The sequence below is a fragment of the Pseudomonas huaxiensis genome (genome assembly GCF_003231275.1).
Taxonomy (GTDB): Bacteria; Pseudomonadota; Gammaproteobacteria; order Pseudomonadales; family Pseudomonadaceae; genus Aquipseudomonas; species Aquipseudomonas huaxiensis.
On record NZ_QKVL01000056.1, the window covers coordinates 1 to 19042 of the forward strand.

A 19042-nucleotide genomic window follows, 5' to 3' on the forward strand; every position below is an offset into this window, starting at 1 on the left:
CGTCCATTTTGCCAAGACAAAAGGACCCGCCGTAGAGGCGGAAGGGGCCGGCAGCCTCGCCAAATCGAATGGATAAGCTCGCAAACCCAAACCCAAACCCAAACCCAAACCCAAAGATCATCGCCCCCCAGCACTGTTTCCCGGATCTCAGCGACCCACAGCCTTGAGCGGAATCGGCTCGGCGCTGCGCCGCTGGCTCAGGTAACGGATGCAACTGACCCGCAAGAACGAGGCAAAGTTGACCACCTCGCCGCGGTACTCCATCACTTCGTCATAGAGCTTGGTAATCAGTTGGTTGGTGGTCATCCCGTCAACCTCGGCGATTTCCCGCAATACATCCCAGAACTGGTTTTCCAGGCGCAGCGTGGTCACCACCCCGCGAATGCGCAGCGAGCGGCTGCGCGATTCATAGAGGATCGGGTCGGCTTTGACGTAGAGCTCGCACATGGGCCCTCCTTCACAGGGTGATGCGGGTGCCGAGCAGACCGAGGAACGCCGCCAGCCACGCCGGATGCGCAGGCCATGCCGGCGCGGTGGCGAGGTTGCCCTCGACGTGCGCCTGTGTCACCTCGATATCGATATAGCGCCCGCCCGCCAGCTTCACTTCCGGGGCGCACGCCGGGTAGGCGCTGCATTCGCGGCCTTCCAGTACGCCCGCCGCAGCCAGCAGTTGCGCGCCGTGACACACCGCCGCGATCGGCTTGCCGGCCTGGTCGATGGCTTTCACCAGCGCCAGCACGTCTTCGTTCAGGCGCAGGTATTCCGGGGCACGGCCGCCGGGTATTACCAGCGCGTCGTAATCCTCGGCGTTCACCTTGGCAAAGTCGAAATTGAGGGCGAAGTTGTGCCCCGGCTTTTCGCTGTAGGTCTGGTCGCCTTCAAAATCATGGATCGCGGTACGCACCGACTGCCCCGCCTGCTTGCCCGGACACACCGCATGCACGATGTGGCCGATCATCTGCAGGGCCTGGAACGGCACCATGACTTCGTAGTCTTCGACGTAGTCGCCCACCAACATCAGAATTTTCTTGGCCGCCATTTCTCGATCTCCTTCGTGTGCAAGGGAAAAGGTACCCAGACACGTTAGACCCAGCCGGACACTCGCGGGTAATAAGTCGCTACTACGTCAGACGTCAGTCACGGCGGTCCAGCAGATTGACCACCACCCGGTCCAGCCAACCCCACACCCGCTGTTGCAGGCGACGCCACAAGGGCCGGGCGCGCCAGTCATCGAGGTCAATCTGCACGCTCTGGCTGAAGTCGCGGATAAAGCTCTCGGCCACCGCAGCGGTCAGCGCCGGGTCGATCGCTTCGACGTTGGCCTCAAGGTTGAAACGCAGGTTCCAGTGGTCGAAGTTGCATGAGCCGATGCTCACCCAGTCATCCACCAGCACCATTTTCAGGTGCAGGAAACACGGCTGGAATTCGAATATTTTCACCCCGGCGCGCAGCAGGCGCGGGTAATAGCGATGGCCGGCATAGCGCACCGATGGATGATCGGTGCGCGGCCCGGTGAGCAGCAGGCGTACGTCGATGCCCAGCGAGGCGGCCCGACGCAGGGAACGGCGGACTTTCCAGGTTGGCAGGAAATACGGGGTCGCCAGCCAGATCCGTCGCTTGCCACTGTTCAACGCGCGTACCAGCGATTGCAGGATGTCGCGGTGTTGCCGGGCGTCGGCGTAGGCAACCCGGCCCATGCCCTCACCACTGACCGGTATTCGCGGCAAACGGGACAGGCCGAAGTGGGTCGGCGGGCGCCAGGCGACACGGCGCGGGTTGGCCCGCCACTGGCGATCGAAGAGCATCTGCCAGTCGGTCACCAGCGGCCCCCGTATTTCCACCATCACCTCATGCCATTCACTGACATCGTTCTCGGGATGCCAGAACTCATCAGTGACGCCGGTGCCGCCGACCCAGGCGATGCTCTGGTCCACCAGCAGAATTTTGCGGTGATCGCGATAGAGGTTTCGCACGCCACGGCGCCAGCGCAGGCGGTTGTACCAGCGCAGCTCGACACCCGCCGCTTGCAAACGCTGGCGCAAGCCCAGGGTGAAGGCCATGGAGCCATAGTCATCGAACAGGCAACGCACCTGCACGCCGCGCTCGGCGGCGCTGACCAGGGCCTGGACCATGGCGTCCGCGCAAGCGCCTGCCTCCACCAGGTACAACTCCAGATCAACCTGGAACTCGGCCCGGGCAATGGCGGTGAGCATGTTCGGGAAAAAGGCCGGGCCGTCGATCAGCAGTTCGAATTGATTGCCGGAACGCCAGGGGAAGACCGGCCCGGCCATGTCAGCGGGCCGTGAAGATCAGCACCGCACCCACCGGCACCGACAGATTGATCGACTTGAGCCCGGCCGCCTTGCGCAGGGTTTCCAGGCCCGGGGCCAGGTCGAAATGCTCGGCGCGCAACACCAGCGGTTCAAGGGTCACCACCTGGAAGCGCCGCTCGTCCAGCCGGGTCGCCAGCAATTGGGCGTTGTAGCTATGGCTTTTGCCATGCAGCGTTACGGTCAGCGGCAGGCGCAGTTCGAGTTGCGCGCCGTTGGCCAGGTCGTTGATCGGGCGCAGGTTCAACTGGGCGTTGATGATCGCATCGGGGAAGGCCTCGACATTGAACAGCTCTTTGCGCATGCGCTCGTCACGCAGCGGAATGCCGCTGCTGACGGACTCCATCTCGACCTCCAGCTCGGCCGCCCCCTTGCGGTCGACCTTGCCGTGCAGGACCAGGAAGCGGTGCACTTCCGACACGTCGCCGTTTTTGCTGGTGATGAAGGAAAGGCGGGATGACTCGTTGTCCAGGTACCAATTGGCCTGGGCGGGAAGGCAGACGATCGCCAGCAAGGCGAGAGCGAGACGAAGCGGGCTGGGCATGCGAAATCCTGAAACACTTTGGTCGTCAACCTTACCCGGCTGCCCTCATGGCAGCAAGCGACAGCCCTCGCGCGGGCCCAGCCACATCGCGCTGCTGCGACGACCAAGGCCCGCGGCCTCGACCCGGCGACTCGACGGCTCGTCCCGCAACTCGCTCAATGGCAGGTATTGCTTCACATAGCCCTGGCAGTAACCGGTATCGAAGCCCATGACATAGCGGCACGAACAGTACTCCTTCGCCGAGTAGGCACTGAGAATGCCAGGAAACGCCGTCAGCGCGTCACGCTCGGACCAGCCCCAGACCAGCAGACCAAGGACCACCACCAACAGCAGGCGCTTCATGGCCGCTCTCCGCCGAACGCTGCCAGCACATGACGGAGCAGCGTGTTGTGCTGGAAGCTGCCGTCGCGGTCATCGGCGTAGCGCACCACCACCAGTTTCTGTTCCGGCAGCACGTAGAGTGCCTGGCCCCAGTGGCCGAGGGCGGCGAAGGTTTGCGCCGGGGCATCCGGCCAGGGCAATGGCTGGCCCGGCGCAGCGCGGTTGAGCCACCAGTGCCCGCCCGGCATCGCCTCGCCGGGTGAGGCGGCGGCCTTGTGGAAAGGCTCGCGATTGAAGGCCACCCAGCTCGCCGGCAGCAGTTGTCGACCCTGCCAACGACCGTCGTCCAGCATCAACTGACCGATCCGCGCCAGCTCGCGGGCGGTCATGTAGAGGTAGGAAGAGCCCACGAAGGTGCCCTGCGCGTCCCGCTCCCACACCGCCTGCCGAATGCCCAGCGGCTCGAAGAGCGCCTGCCACGGGTAATCTGCGTACGCCTCCGGGCCGACCATCTGTCGCAGCGCCGCAGCCAGCAGGTTGCTGTCGCCACTGGAATAAAGAAAACGCTCGCCCGGCGCCGCAGCCACACCGTGCGCGGCGGTGAAACCGGCCATGTCGCTGCGACCAAGGGTATAGAGCATCGCCACCACCGAGGATTTCAGCGGCGCGTATTCATAGTCTTCCTGCCAGTCCAGGCCGCTGGCCCAGTGCAGCAGGTCGGCGATACGGACGTTCGGATGGGCCTGCATTGGCGGGTAGAACCGGGCGACCGGGTCATCCAGTGTGAAACGCCCCTCGCCCTGCGCGACACCGAGCACCGTCGCCAGCACGCTCTTGCTGATCGACCAGGTCAGGTGGGGGGTGTCTGCGGTGTTGGGGGTGGCGTACCGCTCCAACACCACCTGACCATCGCGGATCACCAGCAGCGCATCGGTGCGCACGCCGTCGCGGGTCTGATCGTTGCGTGGAGGGAAGGTGTAGGACTGCAAGGCCGCCAGTGCCGGCGCGTCGCTGGCGCTGGCGACGGTACAGACCGTCCACAACAGAAACCCGATGAGCGCGGTGCGCATGGCCGTTACCCGGAGAGCGTGATCGGGCAAGGCTAGCAGGGGTTCATGACAGGATGGGGGTGCCATTTGCTAGCCGGTGGATTTTCAGTGTCCCTGAGATCGAGCGCCGCTCGCGCGGCGCATCGCGAGCGAGCTCGCTCCTACAATCAGTTGTGGGGAGGCAGTTAGGGTCGACTCAATACCACGTCGTACAAACAAGGCGGTTAACTATGGCCTGACAGGCATAGGCACGTTGCAACCACTGTAGGAGCGAGCTAGCTCGCGATGCGCCGCGCGGGCGGCGCTCGATCTTGAGAGCGCTAAAAACCTATCGGCTAGCAAATAGCAGCCACCACACAACCCTCAAGAAAACCCCGCCAACCTCCACGCCTTCTCCAAACGCTTCGCCCGCGCCGCGCTGGCGATGTCGAGGATGCCCTGATCACGCATCCACACATTCGCCCATTCGCCTTCGGTGTCGGCCAGCGCCTTGTTGAGTTCGTCGCGCAGGTCGCTGAACTGGGCGAACAGCCCGCCCAGCAACAAATGGCTGGCGGAGACTTCCGGACTCTGCCGACTGCCTTCCGCGCAACCGGCAAGCAGCGCCAACAAACGCAAGAGCAGACTCTGCGACCAGCCATTGGCCCGGCCAATGCCATACATCCACGCCGTCAACGCACTGAGCACATACAAGTCTTCGAGGGAGCGGAAGGGTTTGACGTAGGCGTCCCAGCCATCACCGGCCAGGCGCTCGCACAGCGCCTGATCCAGGTGCAGACGGGCATGGCCCACCTCGGGCATCAGCGGCAGGGCCGGCAACGGCTCCAGGCGTACGCCCGGTTCGCCGGGATAGACCACCGCCAGGCTCAGCCGCGGGCCTTCGGAAATGCTTTCGCAACGTGCCGCCACCAGCAGCCAGTCGGCATCAATGCCGCCGGTGACGAAGTCTTTATCACCGCTCAGGCGCAGCGCGTCCACGTCGAGGCGCATGTGCATGTCGGCGGGACGAACGCTACGTTTCTCACTCGCGCAGAGCGCGCCAAGGCTGACCGGCGCGCTGGGCCAGAGCACCCGCAGCGCCGCCTGATAGCCGGTGAGAAAAGCCAGCCCCGGGGTCGGCATGGCCTGACCGCCGAGCACCGCCAGTTCGAACGGCGATACCGGGCCGAGGCGTTCCAGCAGGCTCGCCCAAGTGTCGCCAAGGTTCTCGAGCAGGGGTTGTGAATGCGCGTGATTGAGTCGTTCCAGCCAGGCCATCGAAGTACTCCTTGGGGGCTGTCATACAAGCATCACCAAACATTCATGGGGGTGACACCGCCGCTACCTAGCCTGAGCTTGCACAACAAAGTCGACCGGCCGCAACCCCATGGCTGGCTTATGGAGACTCGCAATGACTCAGATCGCTCGCTCTGGCGACAACAGCACTGAACGCCGTCTGCAAGCCGAACGCCTGGTGGGCCCGGCTGCATTGCGCGAGGCCCAGGCCCTGCGTTTCAGTGTCTTCAGTGGTGAATTCAAGGCCAAGCTCAAAGGCGCCGAACTGGGCCTGGACATGGACGATTACGACGATCACTGCATGCACATCGGCGTGCGCGACCTCAACAGCGGTCGGCTGGTCGCCACCACCCGTCTGCTCGATCATCACGCCGCCAGCAGCCTGGGGCGTTTCTACAGTGAAGAAGAATTCAGCCTGCACGGCCTCGGCCATCTGCAAGGCCCGATCCTGGAACTGGGGCGCACCTGCGTCGATGCCGCCTACCGCAACGGCGGCACCATCGCCGTGCTCTGGAGCGAACTGGCAGAAATCCTCAACGAAGGCCGCTACAGCTACCTGATGGGCTGCGCCAGCATCCCGATGCAGGACGGCGGCGTGCAGGCCCACGCGATCATGCAGCGTCTGCGCGACCAGCACCTGTGCACCGAACACCTGCGCGCCGAACCGAAGAACCCGCTGCCCAACCTGGCCCTGCCGAGCAATGTGATCGCGCAGATGCCACCGCTGCTCAAGGCCTACATGCGCCTGGGCGCGAAAATCTGCGGCGAGCCGTGCTGGGACGAGGATTTCCAGGTGGCCGACGTGTTCATCCTGCTCAAGCGCGACGAGCTTTGCCCGCGTTACGCCCGCCACTTCAAGGCGGCCGTCTGATGCAGCGCCTGCGTGTGTACGCACGCATCGTCCGGGTGCTGCTGGTGGTGGCGTTTGGCTTGGGCATGGCGACCCTGTTCGGCGTGTTCGAGCGTCTGGGCATCAACGCCTCGGCGCAGCGGCGCCAGCGCTGGTCGCAGGTATTCATGAAGCGGTTGGCCCACGCACTACCCTTCCGCGTCCGGGTCATCGGCGAATTGCCGACACGGCCGATGCTCTGGGTCAGCAACCATGTGTCATGGACCGACATCCCGCTGCTGGGCATGCTGGCGCCGTTGTCGTTCCTGTCCAAGGCCGAAGTGCGCACCTGGCCGGTGGCCGGCTGGCTGGCGCACAAGGCCGGCACCCTGTTCATCCGTCGTGGCGGTGGCGACAGCCAGTTGCTGCGCCGGCAGATCAGCCAGCACCTGCAACAGGACTGTGCCTTGCTGATCTTCCCGGAAGGCACCACCACCGATGGCCGCAGCCTGCGCACCTTTCATGGCCGCCTGTTGGCCAGCGCCATCGATACCGAGGTGCCGCTGCAGCCGATCGCCCTGCGCTACCTGCGCAACGGCCAGGCGGATGCGATCGCGCCGTTCATTGGCGACGACGACCTGCTGTCGCATTTGATGCGTCTGTTCGGGCAGCCGTGTGGCGAGGTGGAAATCCATCTGCTGGCGCCGATTGCCAGCCAAGGCGAGGAACGCGCCGCGCTGGCCTTCAAGGCTCAGCAGGCGATCAGCCTGACGCTGTTCGGCAGCGAAGCCGAAACCCTGCCTCAGCGCCGCGCCAAGGCGGCCTGATCCTGCGCCAGTTGCTGCCCGGCGAACATTTGCAATTGCGGGTAGAACTGGCGGAAGTCTTCCAGCAACAACGGGTACAACGCCTCCACTTCCGCCATCGCCCCGGCCATGCCCTCCGGGCGTGACAAGCGCCGGGCGATGCCGCGGAACACCTGCTCCAGCACCGCGAACTCGCGGTAGGAGCCCAACCAGTCATTCGCCGCCATCATCGGCGCGATCCCCGCCAGGCGCCCCGGCAACTGCGGTTGCTGGGCCAGCACCTGATAAACCCGCATGGTGAAATCATCCAGCGACTGCTCGGCGTAGTCGGTCCAGTGCAGGGCCAGGCAATGATCGAAAAACACATCGAGAATGATCCCGGCATAGCGCCGCCGCGCGGACGGAAAACGCGCCAGGGACGCCAGCACCAGCGGATGGCTGTCGGTGAACACATCGATGCGCCGGTGCAGGCGGATCGCCCCTTCGAGGGGCTGAGGATAGTGACCCAGCAGCGGTCCCTTGACGAAATCGCCGTAGAGACTGCCGAGCAATTGTTCGGGCTGGTCGCCGCCCAGATGGAGATGTGCGAGGTAGTTCATGGGGATTGAGTCTAAAGCCTGTGGGAAAAGTCGGCGAGATTTGGCTGAAAAACCTTCAGCCTCTATATCGATATAACCCGATATACCGATTCATGCTTGACCCCAAACCTTTTCATATTTGTATATCGCGAAATACCGATTTATATTTCGCTCCATCGCGATATACCGCTACACATCCCACGAGCCCGACCATGCCTCTTGATCTCGACGAAATAATAAAAGCCCTGGCCCACCCGGTACGACGAGAAATCCTCAACTGGTTGAAAGACCCGCAGGCGCACTTCCCCGAGCAGCATCACAGCCTGGAAAACGGCGTGTGCGCCGGGCAGATCGACCAGCGCTGCGGCCTGTCGCAGTCCACCGTCTCGGCGCACCTGGCGACCCTGCAACGGGCGGGTCTGATCAGCAGCCAGAAGGTCGGGCAGTGGAGCTTCTTCAAACGCAACGAGGACACCATCAAGGCGTTCCTCCAGCAACTGAGCCGCGAGCTCTGACAAAGGACACCGCAATGCCCCTTTCACTTCTGATACTGGCGCTCAGCGCCTTCGCCATCGGCACCACCGAGTTCGTCATCATGGGCCTGCTGCCGGAAGTGGCGCAGGACCTCGGTGTGTCGATCCCCGGCGCCGGCTGGCTGGTCACCGGCTACGCCCTGGGCGTGGCCATCGGCGCGCCGTTCATGGCCATGGCCACCTCGCGGCTGCCACGCAAGCTGGCGCTGGTGACGCTGATGGGCGTGTTCATCATCGGCAACCTGCTCTGCGCGGTCGCCAGCGACTACAACCTGCTGATGTTCGCCCGCGTCGTCACGGCGCTGTGCCACGGCGCCTTCTTCGGTATCGGCTCGGTGGTCGCCGCCAGCCTGGTGCCGGCCAACCGCCGCGCTTCGGCGGTCGCCCTGATGTTCACCGGTCTGACCTTGGCCAACGTCCTCGGCGTGCCGCTGGGCACCGCGCTGGGCCAGGTTGCCGGCTGGCGTTCGACGTTCTGGGCGGTGACGGTGATTGGCGTGATTGCGCTGATCGGTCTGATCCGCTTCCTGCCACTGCGCCACGACGAGGAAAAACTCGACATGCGCGCCGAACTGGCCGCGCTCAAAGGCGCCGGAATCTGGCTGTCGCTGTCGATGACCGTGCTGTTTTCGGCGTCGATGTTCGCCCTGTTCACCTACGTCGCGCCACTGCTGGGCGATGTCACCGGCGTTTCGCCGCGCGGCGTGACCTGGACCCTGCTGCTGATCGGCCTCGGCCTGACCGTGGGCAACGTCCTCGGCGGCAAACTCGCCGACCGGCGCCTGGGTGCCACCCTGGTGGGCGTGTTCGCCAGCATGGCGGTGGTCTCCACCGTACTGAGCTGGACCAGCACCGCGCTGATCCCGGCGGAAATCACCCTGTTCCTCTGGGCCACCGCCGCCTTCGCTGCCGTTCCCGCGTTGCAGATCAACGTGGTGAACTTCGGCAAGGCCGCGCCGAATCTGGTGTCGACCCTCAACATCGGCGCCTTCAACCTGGGCAACGCCCTGGGTGCCTGGACCGGTGGCGTGGTCATCGAACAAGGACTGGGCCTGACCCGTGTGCCGCTGGCCGCCGCGGCCCTGGCCGTGCTGGCGCTGATCGTCACCCTCATCACTTTCAGCCAGGGCGGCAACAAAGCCGAACTGGCGCCCGCTACCCACTGATGGATACGAGGTCCGTGCAATGACAACTCTGTTTGATCCGCTCACCCTCGGCGATCTAGAACTGCCGAACCGCATCATCATGGCGCCGCTGACCCGCTGCCGCGCCGACGCCGGCCGCGTGCCCAACGCGCTGATGGCCGAGTACTATGTGCAGCGCGCCAGCGCCGGCCTGATCCTCAGCGAAGCGACCTCGGTGATGCCGATGGGCGTCGGCTACCCGGATACCCCGGGCATCTGGTCCAACGACCAGGTTCGCGGGTGGACCAACGTCACCAAGTCGGTGCACGCGGCAGGCGGACGGATCTTCGTCCAACTCTGGCACGTGGGCCGCATTTCGCATCCGAGCTACCTGAACGGCGAACTGCCGGTGGCGCCCAGCGCGATCCAGCCCAAAGGCCATGTCAGCCTGGTGCGGCCGATCACCGAGTTCCCGACCCCACGGGCGCTGGAAACCGCCGAACTGGCCGATATCGTCGATGCCTACCGCACCGCAGCCGAGAACGCCAAGGCGGCCGGTTTCGACGGTGTCGAAGTGCATGCCGCAAACGGTTACCTGATCGACCAGTTCCTGCAAACCAGCACCAACCAGCGCACCGACTACTATGGCGGCTCGCTGGAAAACCGTGCCCGCCTGCTGCTGGAAGTGACCGATGCGGTCATCGAAGTGTGGGGCGCCAACCGCGTGGGCGTGCACCTGGCGCCACGGGCCGATGCCCATGACATGGGCGACGCCAATCGCGTCGAGACCTTTACCTATGTCGCCCGGGAACTGGGCAAGCGCGGAATCGCCTTCATCTGCTCGCGGGAGAAGGAAGCCGACGACAGCCTCGGCCGGCAGATCAAGGAAGCCTTCGGCGGCCTGTACATCGCCAACGAGAAGTTCGACAAGCAGAGCGCCAACGCCGCTCTGGCTGATGGCTGGGCCGATGCCGTGGCCTTCGGCGTGCCGTTCATCGCCAACCCGGACTTGCCGGCTCGTCTTGCGGCGGATGCACCACTGAATGATCCGCGCCCGGAGAGTTTCCATGGCGGTGGGCCGGTGGGTTACATCGATTATCCGCGGATGTAAAAGGAAGTGATGGCCTTATCGCCGTGGTTTGGCGATAAGGCCATCAGCCTTTTCAGAAGGAATCAGTTACGCGCATTGATCTGCTGTTGCAGATTCTGCACCTGACTCTGCAACGTATTGAGGTTGCGGGTCACCTGCCCGCGAAACGCATCGAACTCGGCTGTCGATGCTCCGCCAGCCGCCGCACCCGCGGTGGCCGCCGGGCGGTTTTCCTGCTCGCTCTTGAGCACCAGCAGGTCCTGCTCCAGTCGCTGGGTCGCGGCAGCCTGGCTTTTCAACTGGGCATCGATCTTGCCGCCATCCACCCGCGCAGCCTTCAGGCTCGCCACTTCGTCCGACACGCTCTTGAGCTGAGCATCGATCTTGCCGCCGTCCAGTTGAGCCGCCTTGAGCGCCGCCAATTCGGTCGCCACGGTCTTCAACTGGGTCTGCAATTCGCTCTGCAACTGGGCATTGGCCGCCTGCTGCTGGCTGACCTGGGCCATCGCCGCTTCCAGACGCTTGCTCAGGTCGCCCGCCTGGCCGGCAACGCCTTCCTGTTGCTTGCCCTGTTCAACGAGGCTGCTCTGCAACTGCCGTACTTGCAGCTTCAGCGCTTCGTTCTCGGTGCTGACCGACGTCTCGGTAGCGCTGACCTTGCCGGAAATCGCCTGCAAACGCCCCGCCGCCTCTTCGCTGATACGCGCGAAGCTCTCCTGGGTCGCCACCAGTTGCTGCTCCATCAGGGAAATCTGCTGGAAGCTCCACCAGGCAACCCCGCCCAAGGCGATGAACGAGGCGCCGAGCAACGCCCACAGCGGCCCGGTCAGCGGGGCCTTGGGGGTTTTCGCGCGCACCGCACGCGGATGGGCCGGCGGGGCGAATTCGTCGTCATCGCGCTCCACCGCCTTGAGGGTGGGCACGTCATCAAAGTCGTCTCGAGCATCGTTGCGCATGGATAGTTTTCAACCACGGTGATAGCAAAATGGGCGCCAGTATAAACCGCTTGCGCGGCGCCCTCATCGACCATAAGTAGCGGTTCTGGTTCAGTGACCGTCGTGCTGCGCCTGCCACCAACTGCAGAATTCATCCAGCGCGGCCCAGACACTGACCTGCGGGCGGTAGTCCAGGTAGTGCCGGGCGCGGCTGATGTCCAGGGTGAAGTCCTTGCTCATCACCTGGGTGCCTAGACGGGTCAGGGTCGGTTGCGGGCGTCCCGGCCAGAGCATGCAGAAGCCTTCGTTCAGCGCGGCGGCGGTGTACGCAAGGCCCACGGAGCGATAACGGGTGACCTGCGGCAGCGACATCCGCCGCATCACGTAATTGACCACGTCCCAGACCGGCACGGGCTGGCCGTTACTGATGTTGTAAGCCTGGCCGAGCGCCTCGGGGCCGGCGTTGATCGCACTGAGCAGCGCCTCGTTGAGGTTCTGCACGCTGGTGAAATCCACCTTGTTCAGGCCATTGCCGATGATCGCCAGGCGACGCTTGGCCTGCATCTTCATCAGCCGCGGGAAAATACTCATGTCGCCGGCGCCGGTGACGAAACGCGGGCGCAGCGCCAGCACTTCCAGGCCGAACTCCTGGGCACCGAAGACTTTCTGTTCGGCCAGGTGCTTGGTGCTGCCGTAATGATCGTAGAAGCGCTTGGGCACCTGGTCTTCGGTGATCCCGGTACGCGAGCGGCCATTGAAATAGATCGACGGCGACGACAGGTGCACCAACCGGCGCACATGTTCTTTCAGGCAGGCCTCGACCACGTTTTCGGTGAGCACCACATTGCCTTGGTAGAAGTCCTGATAACGACCCCAATTGCCCACCGCACCGGCGCAATGGACCACGGTGTCGATGCCCTGGCACAAGCGCCGGGCCACTTCCGGGTCAGCCAGGTCGCCGGGAATGAACTGCGCCCCGCGCCGCACCAGATGCTCGACGCCCTCGGGGCGCCGGCCGTTGACCCGCACCTCCAGGCCCTGCTCCAGCGCAAAGCGTGCGAAGCGCCCGCCGATGAAGCCGCTTGCGCCGGTGACCAGAATTCCCATGAAGCTCTCCGCCTACTATTTTTTTCCAGATGTTGCAGACGCCGCCGACTCGCTCCACGGCACCAGCCAGTGGCTGGCGCTGCGCAGCAGATGATCCGTGAGTTGGCCAAGCAGTTGCCCGCCATTGCGCCAATGATGCCAGTACAGTGGCACGTCGATGGGACGGTCAGGGAGAATTTCCACCAACCGCCCGCTCGCCAGTTGCTCGCGTGCCTGCAACTCCGGCACCAGCCCCCAGCCCAGCCCCGCCTCGGTCAGGCGCAGAAAGCCTTCGGACGAGGGGCACAGATGATGCAGGAATCCATCACTGATGCCTAATGAAGCCATGTAGCGGTGTTGCAGGACGTCGTCCGGACCGAACACGATCGCCGGGGTTCGCGCTAGCCGGCGCGGTTCGACACCGTCGGCAAAATGCCGGGTCATGAACGCCGGGCTGGCTAACGCCCGGTAACGCATGGCACCCAGCAGCACGCTGCGCGCGCCGGCCACCGGGCGCTCGCTGGCGCACAGGCAACCGGCCACTTCACCGGCGCGCATGCGCTTGAGGCCAACTTCCTGGTCTTCCACCACCAGGTCCAGCAGCACCTGGGTACGGGCACAGAAATCCCCTGCCGCTTCCGCCCACCAGGTCGCCAGGCTGTCGGCGTTGAGCGCCACACGAAGGCGTTCCGGCAAGCCTTCTTCATCCAACGCCGGGACCTGGCCCTGGAGATCCCGTTCGAGCAGGCGCACCTGCTGCACATGGTTGAGCAGACGCCGGCCGATCTCGGTCGGCGTTGGCGGCGTCGCACGCACCAGCACCGGCTGGCCGACCCGCGCTTCGAGGAGTTTGATCCGCTGGGAGATGGCCGATTGCGACAGACCGAGCATTTGCGCGGCCCGCTCGAAACCGGCCTGTTCGATGACCGCGGCCAAGGCTGAGAGCAGCTTGTAGTCGAACATCACTTTTCCTAATGCGGGATGAGGTTTATTGGTTTTTCTTATAGCGCAGGAATCGCCAGAATTGCCAGCATGTGGTGCAGCCAGGCTGCACCATCGCGAGCAAGCTCGCTCCTACAACACCAATCCCTGTAGGAGCGAGCTTGCTCGCGAGTAGACCTCAAAGCAGGTCCCTGAACCCTGCAATCCGGAGTCAATTCCCCATGTGGCAAAGCTACCTCAACGGCCTCCTCGTCGCCTTCGGCCTGATCATGGCCATCGGCACCCAGAACGCCTTCGTCCTCGCCCAGAGCCTGCGCCGCGAGCATCACCTGCCGGTGGCGGCCTTGTGTGTGTTCTGCGATGCGGTGCTGGTGGCGCTCGGCGTTTTCGGCCTGGCCACGGTGCTGGCACAGAACCCGACATTGCTCGCGGTGGCCCGCTGGGGTGGCGCGATCTTCCTGATCTGGTACGGCGCCAAGGCGCTGAAGCGTGCCTGTTCGAAACAGAGCCTGGAGCAAGGTGAAGGCCAGGGCCTGCGATCGCGCCGCGCGGTGTTGCTCAGCGCCTTGGCCGTGACCCTGCTCAACCCGCACGTCTACCTCGACACCGTGTTGCTGATCGGCTCGCTCGGTGCACAGCAAACCGTGCCGGGCGCCTATGTGGCCGGCGCCGCCAGCGCTTCGCTGTTGTGGTTTTTCACCCTGGCACTTGGCGCCGCCTGGCTCGCGCCGTGGCTGGCGCGTCCAAGCACCTGGCGGCTGCTGGATCTGATGGTCGCGGTGATGATGTTCGCGGTAGCGGCGCAACTGATCTTCAACTGAAACAGCCACTTGTCCGCCGGCTGAAACGGCTCTGGAACCTCTTGTCCATACACTTGTTGCGTGGTTTAGACGTGGGCCCGGTGCTATGATCCCGGGTCTGCGTCGCAAAGAGTACAAACTCGCCGACGCTCTTCCGGCCGCCCGTGATCGGCCTTGCGTTCACCGCACCAGACCTGATTAGGAGATTCACCATGGCTTTTGAATTGCCGCCGCTGCCTTACGCACACGATGCTCTGCAGCCGCACATTTCCAAGGAAACCCTGGAATTCCACCACGACAAGCACCACAACACCTACGTCGTGAACCTGAACAACCTGGTGCCAGGCACCGAGTTCGAAGGCAAAACCCTGGAAGAAATCGTCAAGACCTCCTCCGGCGGCATCTTCAACAACGCCGCTCAGGTCTGGAACCACACCTTCTACTGGAACTGCCTGGCGCCAAACGCCGGCGGCCAACCAACCGGCGCCCTGGCTGAAGCCATCAACGCTGCGTTCGGTTCTTTCGACAAGTTCAAAGAAGAGTTCACCAAGACTTCCGTCGGCACCTTCGGCTCCGGCTGGGGCTGGCTGGTCAAGAAAGCTGACGGTTCCCTGGCCCTGGCCAGCACCATCGGTGCCGGCAACCCGCTGACCAACGGCGACACCCCGCTGCTGACCTGCGACGTCTGGGAACACGCTTACTACGTCGACTACCGCAACGTCCGTCCTAAGTACGTCGAGGCGTTCTGGAACCTGGTCAACTGGAAGTTCGTTGCCGAGCAGTTCGAAGGCAAGACCTTCACTGCCTGAGTCACGCGTTCCTGAAAAAAACCCGGCCTGGCCGGGTTTTTTTTCGCCTCTTCAACGCCGCCTTGCTCTTGCCGCTTGCGCAAGGCGCGCTAACATCAAGACCTTGGAAACTTTCATCTTCCGGCGCTCAAGTCGCAAGGCAGGTCAACCGATACAGTGCCTAAACGACCGTCGCAACGGTCGGACCGGTAGCAGGAACACTGCAAAACCACCACGCACGGCCTGCTGCAAAGGCCGATAGTGGAATGCCACGTTTGATGGCAAAATGATGCCATGCGCATGGATTAAGGAAACCCCATTGAAGCTGGAACTCAAGAACAGCTTATCGGTCAAGTTGCTCAGGGTTGTCCTGCTCTCGGCGCTGATCGTCGGAGTGGTGCTCAGCTGTGCGCAGATCGTGTTCGACGCCTACAAGACCCGTCAGGCTGTCGCCAATGATGCCCAGCGCATCCTCGACATGTTCCGCGACCCGTCGACCCAGGCGGTCTACAGCCTCGACCGGGAAATGGGCATGCAGGTCATCGAAGGTCTGTTCCAGGACCGCTCGGTGCGCATGGCGTCCATCGGCCATCCCAACGAGACCATGCTCGCGGAGAAATCCCGCCCGCTGCAGGAGACCGGCACCCGCTGGATCACCGACCCGATCCTCGGCCAGGAGCGTGCATTCAGCACTCAATTGGTCGGACGCGGCTCGTACAGCGAGTATTACGGCGACCTGAACATCACCCTCGACACCGCGTCCTACGGTGAAGGGTTCCTGTTCAACTCGGTGATCATCTTCATCTCCGGGGTACTGCGCGCCCTGGCCATGGGCCTGGTGCTGTACCTGGTCTATCACTGGCTGCTGACCAAGCCGCTCTCGCGGATCATCGAACACCTCACCCAGATCAATCCCGACCGCCCCAGCCAGCACCAGTTGCCGCTGCTCAAGGGCCACGAGAAGAACGAGCTGGGCCTGTGGGTCAATACCGCCAACCAGTTGCTGGCCTCGATCGAGCGCAATACCCATTTGCGCCACGAGGCAGAAAACAGCCTGCTGCGCATGGCCCAGTACGACTTCCTCACCGGCCTGCCGAATCGCCAGCAATTGCAACAGCAGCTGGACAAGATCCTTGTCGATGCCGGCCGCCTGCAACGCCGGGTGGCGGTGATCTGCGTCGGCCTCGATGACTTCAAAAGCATCAACGAACAATTCAGCTACCAGGCCGGCGACCAGTTGCTGCTGGCCCTGGCCGATCGCCTGCGCGCCCACAGCGGCCGGCTCGGCGCCCTGGCGCGGTTGGGCGGTGACCAGTTCGCACTGGTCCAGGCCGATATCGAACAACCTTACGAGGCGGCCGAACTGGCCCAGAGCATTCTCGACGACCTGGAGGCGCCCTTCGCCCTCGATCATCAGGAAATCCGTCTGCGCGCCACCATCGGCATCACCCTGTTCCCGGAAGACGGCGACAGCACCGAGAAGCTGCTGCAGAAAGCCGAGCAGACCATGACCCTGGCCAAGTCCCGCTCGCGCAACCGCTATCAGTTCTATATCGCCAGCGTCGACAGCGAAATGCGGCGCCGCCGCGAGCTGGAGAAAGACCTGCGCGAAGCCCTGTCGCGCAACCAGTTGTTCCTCGTCTACCAACCGCAGATCAGCTACCGCGACCAGCGCGTGGTCGGCGTCGAGGCGCTGTTGCGCTGGCAGCATCCGGAGCTGGGCATGGTCCCGCCGGACCAGTTCATTCCGCTGGCAGAGCAGAACGGCAACATCGTCTCCATTGGCGAATGGGTGCTCGATCAGGCCTGCCGGCAACTGCGCGAATGGCACGACCAGGGCTTCAGCGATCTGCGCATGGCGGTCAACCTGTCCACCGTGCAACTGCACCACAGCGAGTTGCCGCGAGTGGTCAACAACCTGCTGCAGATCTATCGCCTGCCGCCGCGCAGCCTGGAGCTGGAAGTCACCGAAACCGGCCTGATGGAAGACATCAGCACCGCCGCCCAGCAACTGCTGAGCCTGCGCCGCTCCGGCGCGCTGATCGCCATCGATGACTTCGGTACTGGCTACTCGTCGCTCAGCTACCTGAAATCGCTGCCGCTGGACAAGATCAAGATCGACAAGAGCTTCGTCCAGGACCTGCTGGAAGACGACGATGACGCCACTATCGTGCGCGCCATCATCCAGTTGGGCAAAAGCCTCGGCATGCAGGTCATTGCCGAGGGTGTGGAGACCGCCGAGCAAGAGTCCTACATCGTCGCCCAGGGCTGCCACGAAGGTCAGGGCTATCACTACAGCAAACCGTTGCCGGCCCGGGAACTGGTGGCGTTCCTCAAGCAGTCCCAGCGCAATCAGGTGTCGATACTCTGAGACGACCTGAAAATTGCCCACGGACGACAGCGCACTAATATTTACGCGGTTCCCCCTTTACACAAAATGCAAATCTTTCGCATTATGTCGCCACTTTTGCGTGCCCCGGCACGCCTGTTCAACCCTTCGACGCAGGAATTCGCCATGATTCGTATGCCTCTGGCCACCGCCAGTTTGCTGGCCATTGCCATCTCTCTCGCCGGCTGCGGCGACAGCAAGGACAAGGCTGCCGCACCGCAAGCCCAGGCGCCTGCAGCGGCCGCCACGCCAGCCGCACCTGCCGCCGCTGGCGCTGTGGACGAAGCTGCCGCCCAGGCCGTGGTCAAGCACTACTCCGAGATTGTCTATGCCGTCTACAGCGACTCGCTGAGCACCGCGAAAACCCTGCAAACCGCGATCGACGCCTTCCTGGCCAAGCCGGACGCCGACACCCTGAGCGCCGCCAAGGCCGCCTGGGTCGCTGCGCGCGTTCCGTACCTGCAAAGCGAAGTGTTCCGCTTCGGCAACACCATCATCGACGACTGGGAAGGTCAGGTTAACGCCTGGCCGCTGGACGAAGGCCTGATCGACTACGTCGACAAGAGCTACGAGCACGCCCTGGGCAACCCTGCCGCCAGCGCCAACATCATCGCCAACACCGAGATCCAGGTCGGCGAAGACAAGATCGACGTCAAAGACATCACCCCTGAGAAACTGGCCAGTCTGAACGAGCTGGGCGGTTCCGAGGCCAACGTCGCCACCGGCTACCACGCCATCGAATTCCTGCTCTGGGGCCAGGACCTGAACGGCACCGGCCCAGGCGCCGGCAACCGTCCTGCGTCGGACTACCTGGAAGGCCAGGGCGCCACCGGCGGCCACAACGACCGTCGTCGCGCTTACCTGAAATCGGTCACCGACCTGCTGGTCAGCGACCTGGAAGAAATGGTCAAGAACTGGGCGCCGGGCGTTGCCGACAACTACCGCGCCTCGCTGGAAGCCGAGCCTGTGGCCAACGGCCTGCGCAAAATGCTGTTCGGCATGGGCAGCCTGTCGCTGGGTGAACTGGCGGGCGAACGCATGAAGGTGTCCCTGGAAGCCAACTCGCCGGAAGACGAGCACGACTGCTTCAGCGATAACACTCACTACTCGCACTTCTACGACGCCAAGGGCATCCGCAACGTCTACCTGGGTGAATACGCCCGTCCGGACGGCACCAAGCTGACCGGCCCGAGCCTGTCCTCGCTGGTTGCCAAGATCGACCCGGCCACCGATGCCACCCTGAAGGCCGACCTGGAAGCCACCGAAGCCAAGATCCAGGTGATCGTCGACCACGCCCTGAAAGGCGAGCACTACGACCAACTGATCGCCGCCGACAATGCTGCCGGCAACCAGATCGTGCGTGACGCCATCGCGTCGCTGGTCAAACAGACCGGCGCCATCGAACAGGCCGCGGGCAAACTGGGTATCACCGACCTGAACCCGGACACCGCTGATCACGAATTCTGATTCGGCGCCGGAGACGGACAAGAAAGGCGACCTTCGGGTCGCCTTTTTCCGTTAAGCAGCAAGCTTCAAGCAGATGAATCTTTTTGGGCCGCTTTGCGGCCCTTCGCGACGGTTCGGCGCTCCGACAAGCTCGCTCCCACAGTAGAGCGCTGATCC

The 19042-nt window shown here is 63.7% G+C and carries 20 protein-coding genes; 9 read left to right on the forward strand and 11 right to left on the reverse strand.

Annotated features, from left to right (window positions below):
* Window positions 1–147: 147 nt before the first annotated feature.
* The 7 genes from DM374_RS29580 to DM374_RS29610 all read right to left on the reverse strand — a co-directional run bounded on the left by DM374_RS29580 (window position 148) and on the right by DM374_RS29610 (window position 5501).
* Window positions 148–447 (reverse strand): ribbon-helix-helix domain-containing protein, encoded by a 300-nt coding sequence (locus DM374_RS29580; protein ID WP_110973102.1) that lies wholly within the window; start codon window positions 445–447, stop codon window positions 148–150.
* A 10-nt stretch (window positions 448–457) separates the two neighbouring features.
* A complete protein-coding gene (locus tag DM374_RS29585) occupies window positions 458–1039 on the reverse strand; it encodes a DJ-1/PfpI family protein (protein WP_110973103.1) in 582 nt (193 codons plus the stop codon).
* A gap of 94 nt (window positions 1040–1133) precedes the next feature.
* Window positions 1134–2291 carry a phospholipase D-like domain-containing protein gene (locus tag DM374_RS29590; RefSeq protein ID WP_110973104.1) on the reverse strand — a complete coding sequence of 386 codons (1158 nt, stop codon included), beginning with the start codon at window positions 2289–2291 and terminating at the stop codon, window positions 1134–1136.
* 1 nt (window position 2292) lies between these two features.
* Window positions 2293–2874 carry a YceI family protein gene (locus tag DM374_RS29595; protein ID WP_110973105.1) on the reverse strand — a complete coding sequence of 194 codons (582 nt, stop codon included), beginning with the start codon at window positions 2872–2874 and terminating at the stop codon, window positions 2293–2295.
* Between the two features lie 45 nt (window positions 2875–2919).
* Window positions 2920–3216 (reverse strand): amidase, encoded by a 297-nt coding sequence (locus DM374_RS29600; protein WP_110973106.1) that lies wholly within the window; start codon window positions 3214–3216, stop codon window positions 2920–2922.
* On the reverse strand, window positions 3213–4265 hold the full coding sequence (locus tag DM374_RS29605; RefSeq protein WP_110973107.1) for a serine hydrolase domain-containing protein: 1053 nt from the start codon (window positions 4263–4265) through the stop codon (window positions 3213–3215). Before DM374_RS29605 ends, DM374_RS29600 begins: the two co-directional genes overlap by 4 nt.
* 342 nt (window positions 4266–4607) lie before the next feature.
* Window positions 4608–5501 (reverse strand): acyl-CoA dehydrogenase middle domain-containing protein, encoded by an 894-nt coding sequence (locus tag DM374_RS29610; protein ID WP_110973108.1) that lies wholly within the window; start codon window positions 5499–5501, stop codon window positions 4608–4610.
* A 133-nt stretch (window positions 5502–5634) separates the two neighbouring features.
* On the opposite strand from DM374_RS29610, the gene olsB reads away from it, so the two are divergent.
* Together olsB and DM374_RS29620 are read left to right on the forward strand one after the other, a co-directional pair.
* Complete coding sequence (gene olsB / locus DM374_RS29615; RefSeq protein ID WP_110973109.1) at window positions 5635–6390, forward strand: L-ornithine N(alpha)-acyltransferase; 756 nt, start codon at window positions 5635–5637, stop codon at window positions 6388–6390.
* Window positions 6390–7175: a lysophospholipid acyltransferase family protein gene (locus DM374_RS29620; protein WP_110973110.1), complete on the forward strand. Its 786-nt coding sequence runs from the start codon at window positions 6390–6392 to the stop codon at window positions 7173–7175. The genes olsB and DM374_RS29620 overlap by 1 nt, the downstream gene beginning before the upstream one ends.
* Here the strand turns inward: DM374_RS29620 and DM374_RS29625 are convergent.
* Window positions 7151–7753 (reverse strand): acyl carrier protein phosphodiesterase, encoded by a 603-nt coding sequence (locus DM374_RS29625; RefSeq protein WP_110973111.1) that lies wholly within the window; start codon window positions 7751–7753, stop codon window positions 7151–7153. The two genes, DM374_RS29620 and DM374_RS29625, sit on opposite strands and share 25 nt — an antisense overlap.
* A gap of 191 nt (window positions 7754–7944) precedes the next feature.
* On the opposite strand from DM374_RS29625, the gene DM374_RS29630 reads away from it, so the two are divergent.
* From DM374_RS29630 to DM374_RS29640, 3 genes are read left to right on the forward strand one after another with little or no spacing between them, the layout of a single operon-like run.
* Window positions 7945–8247: an ArsR/SmtB family transcription factor gene (locus tag DM374_RS29630; protein WP_095154736.1), complete on the forward strand. Its 303-nt coding sequence runs from the start codon at window positions 7945–7947 to the stop codon at window positions 8245–8247.
* A gap of 14 nt (window positions 8248–8261) precedes the next feature.
* Window positions 8262–9431, forward strand: a complete 1170-nt coding sequence (locus tag DM374_RS29635) for an MFS transporter (RefSeq protein WP_110973112.1) — start codon at window positions 8262–8264, stop codon at window positions 9429–9431.
* Between the two features lie 19 nt (window positions 9432–9450).
* A complete protein-coding gene (locus DM374_RS29640; protein WP_110973113.1) occupies window positions 9451–10500 on the forward strand; it encodes an alkene reductase in 1050 nt (349 codons plus the stop codon).
* A gap of 62 nt (window positions 10501–10562) precedes the next feature.
* On the opposite strand, the gene DM374_RS29645 is transcribed toward DM374_RS29640, so the two are convergent.
* The 3 genes from DM374_RS29645 to DM374_RS29655 form a co-directional block, all read right to left on the reverse strand.
* Entirely contained in the window at window positions 10563–11435 is an 873-nt protein-coding gene (locus tag DM374_RS29645; RefSeq protein ID WP_110973114.1) for an ATPase, read from the reverse strand.
* Window positions 11436–11525: 90 nt separating this feature from the next.
* Window positions 11526–12521, reverse strand: coding sequence for an NAD-dependent epimerase/dehydratase family protein (locus tag DM374_RS29650; protein WP_110973115.1), 996 nt, complete (start codon window positions 12519–12521; stop codon window positions 11526–11528).
* A 15-nt stretch (window positions 12522–12536) separates the two neighbouring features.
* Window positions 12537–13463 carry a LysR family transcriptional regulator ArgP gene (locus DM374_RS29655; protein WP_110973116.1) on the reverse strand — a complete coding sequence of 309 codons (927 nt, stop codon included), beginning with the start codon at window positions 13461–13463 and terminating at the stop codon, window positions 12537–12539.
* Between the two features lie 200 nt (window positions 13464–13663).
* Between DM374_RS29655 and DM374_RS29660 the strand changes: the two genes are divergently transcribed.
* From DM374_RS29660 to DM374_RS29680, 4 genes are all read left to right on the forward strand, one after another.
* Entirely contained in the window at window positions 13664–14263 is a 600-nt protein-coding gene (locus DM374_RS29660; RefSeq protein ID WP_110973117.1) for a LysE/ArgO family amino acid transporter, read from the forward strand.
* Between the two features lie 191 nt (window positions 14264–14454).
* Window positions 14455–15051, forward strand: a complete 597-nt coding sequence (locus tag DM374_RS29670; protein ID WP_110973118.1) for a superoxide dismutase — start codon at window positions 14455–14457, stop codon at window positions 15049–15051.
* 268 nt (window positions 15052–15319) lie between these two features.
* Entirely contained in the window at window positions 15320–17401 is a 2082-nt protein-coding gene (locus DM374_RS29675) for a putative bifunctional diguanylate cyclase/phosphodiesterase (RefSeq protein ID WP_404821399.1), read from the forward strand.
* A gap of 144 nt (window positions 17402–17545) precedes the next feature.
* On the forward strand, window positions 17546–18886 hold the full coding sequence (locus DM374_RS29680; protein WP_110973120.1) for an imelysin family protein: 1341 nt from the start codon (window positions 17546–17548) through the stop codon (window positions 18884–18886).
* The last annotated feature ends 156 nt before the right edge of the window (window positions 18887–19042 follow it).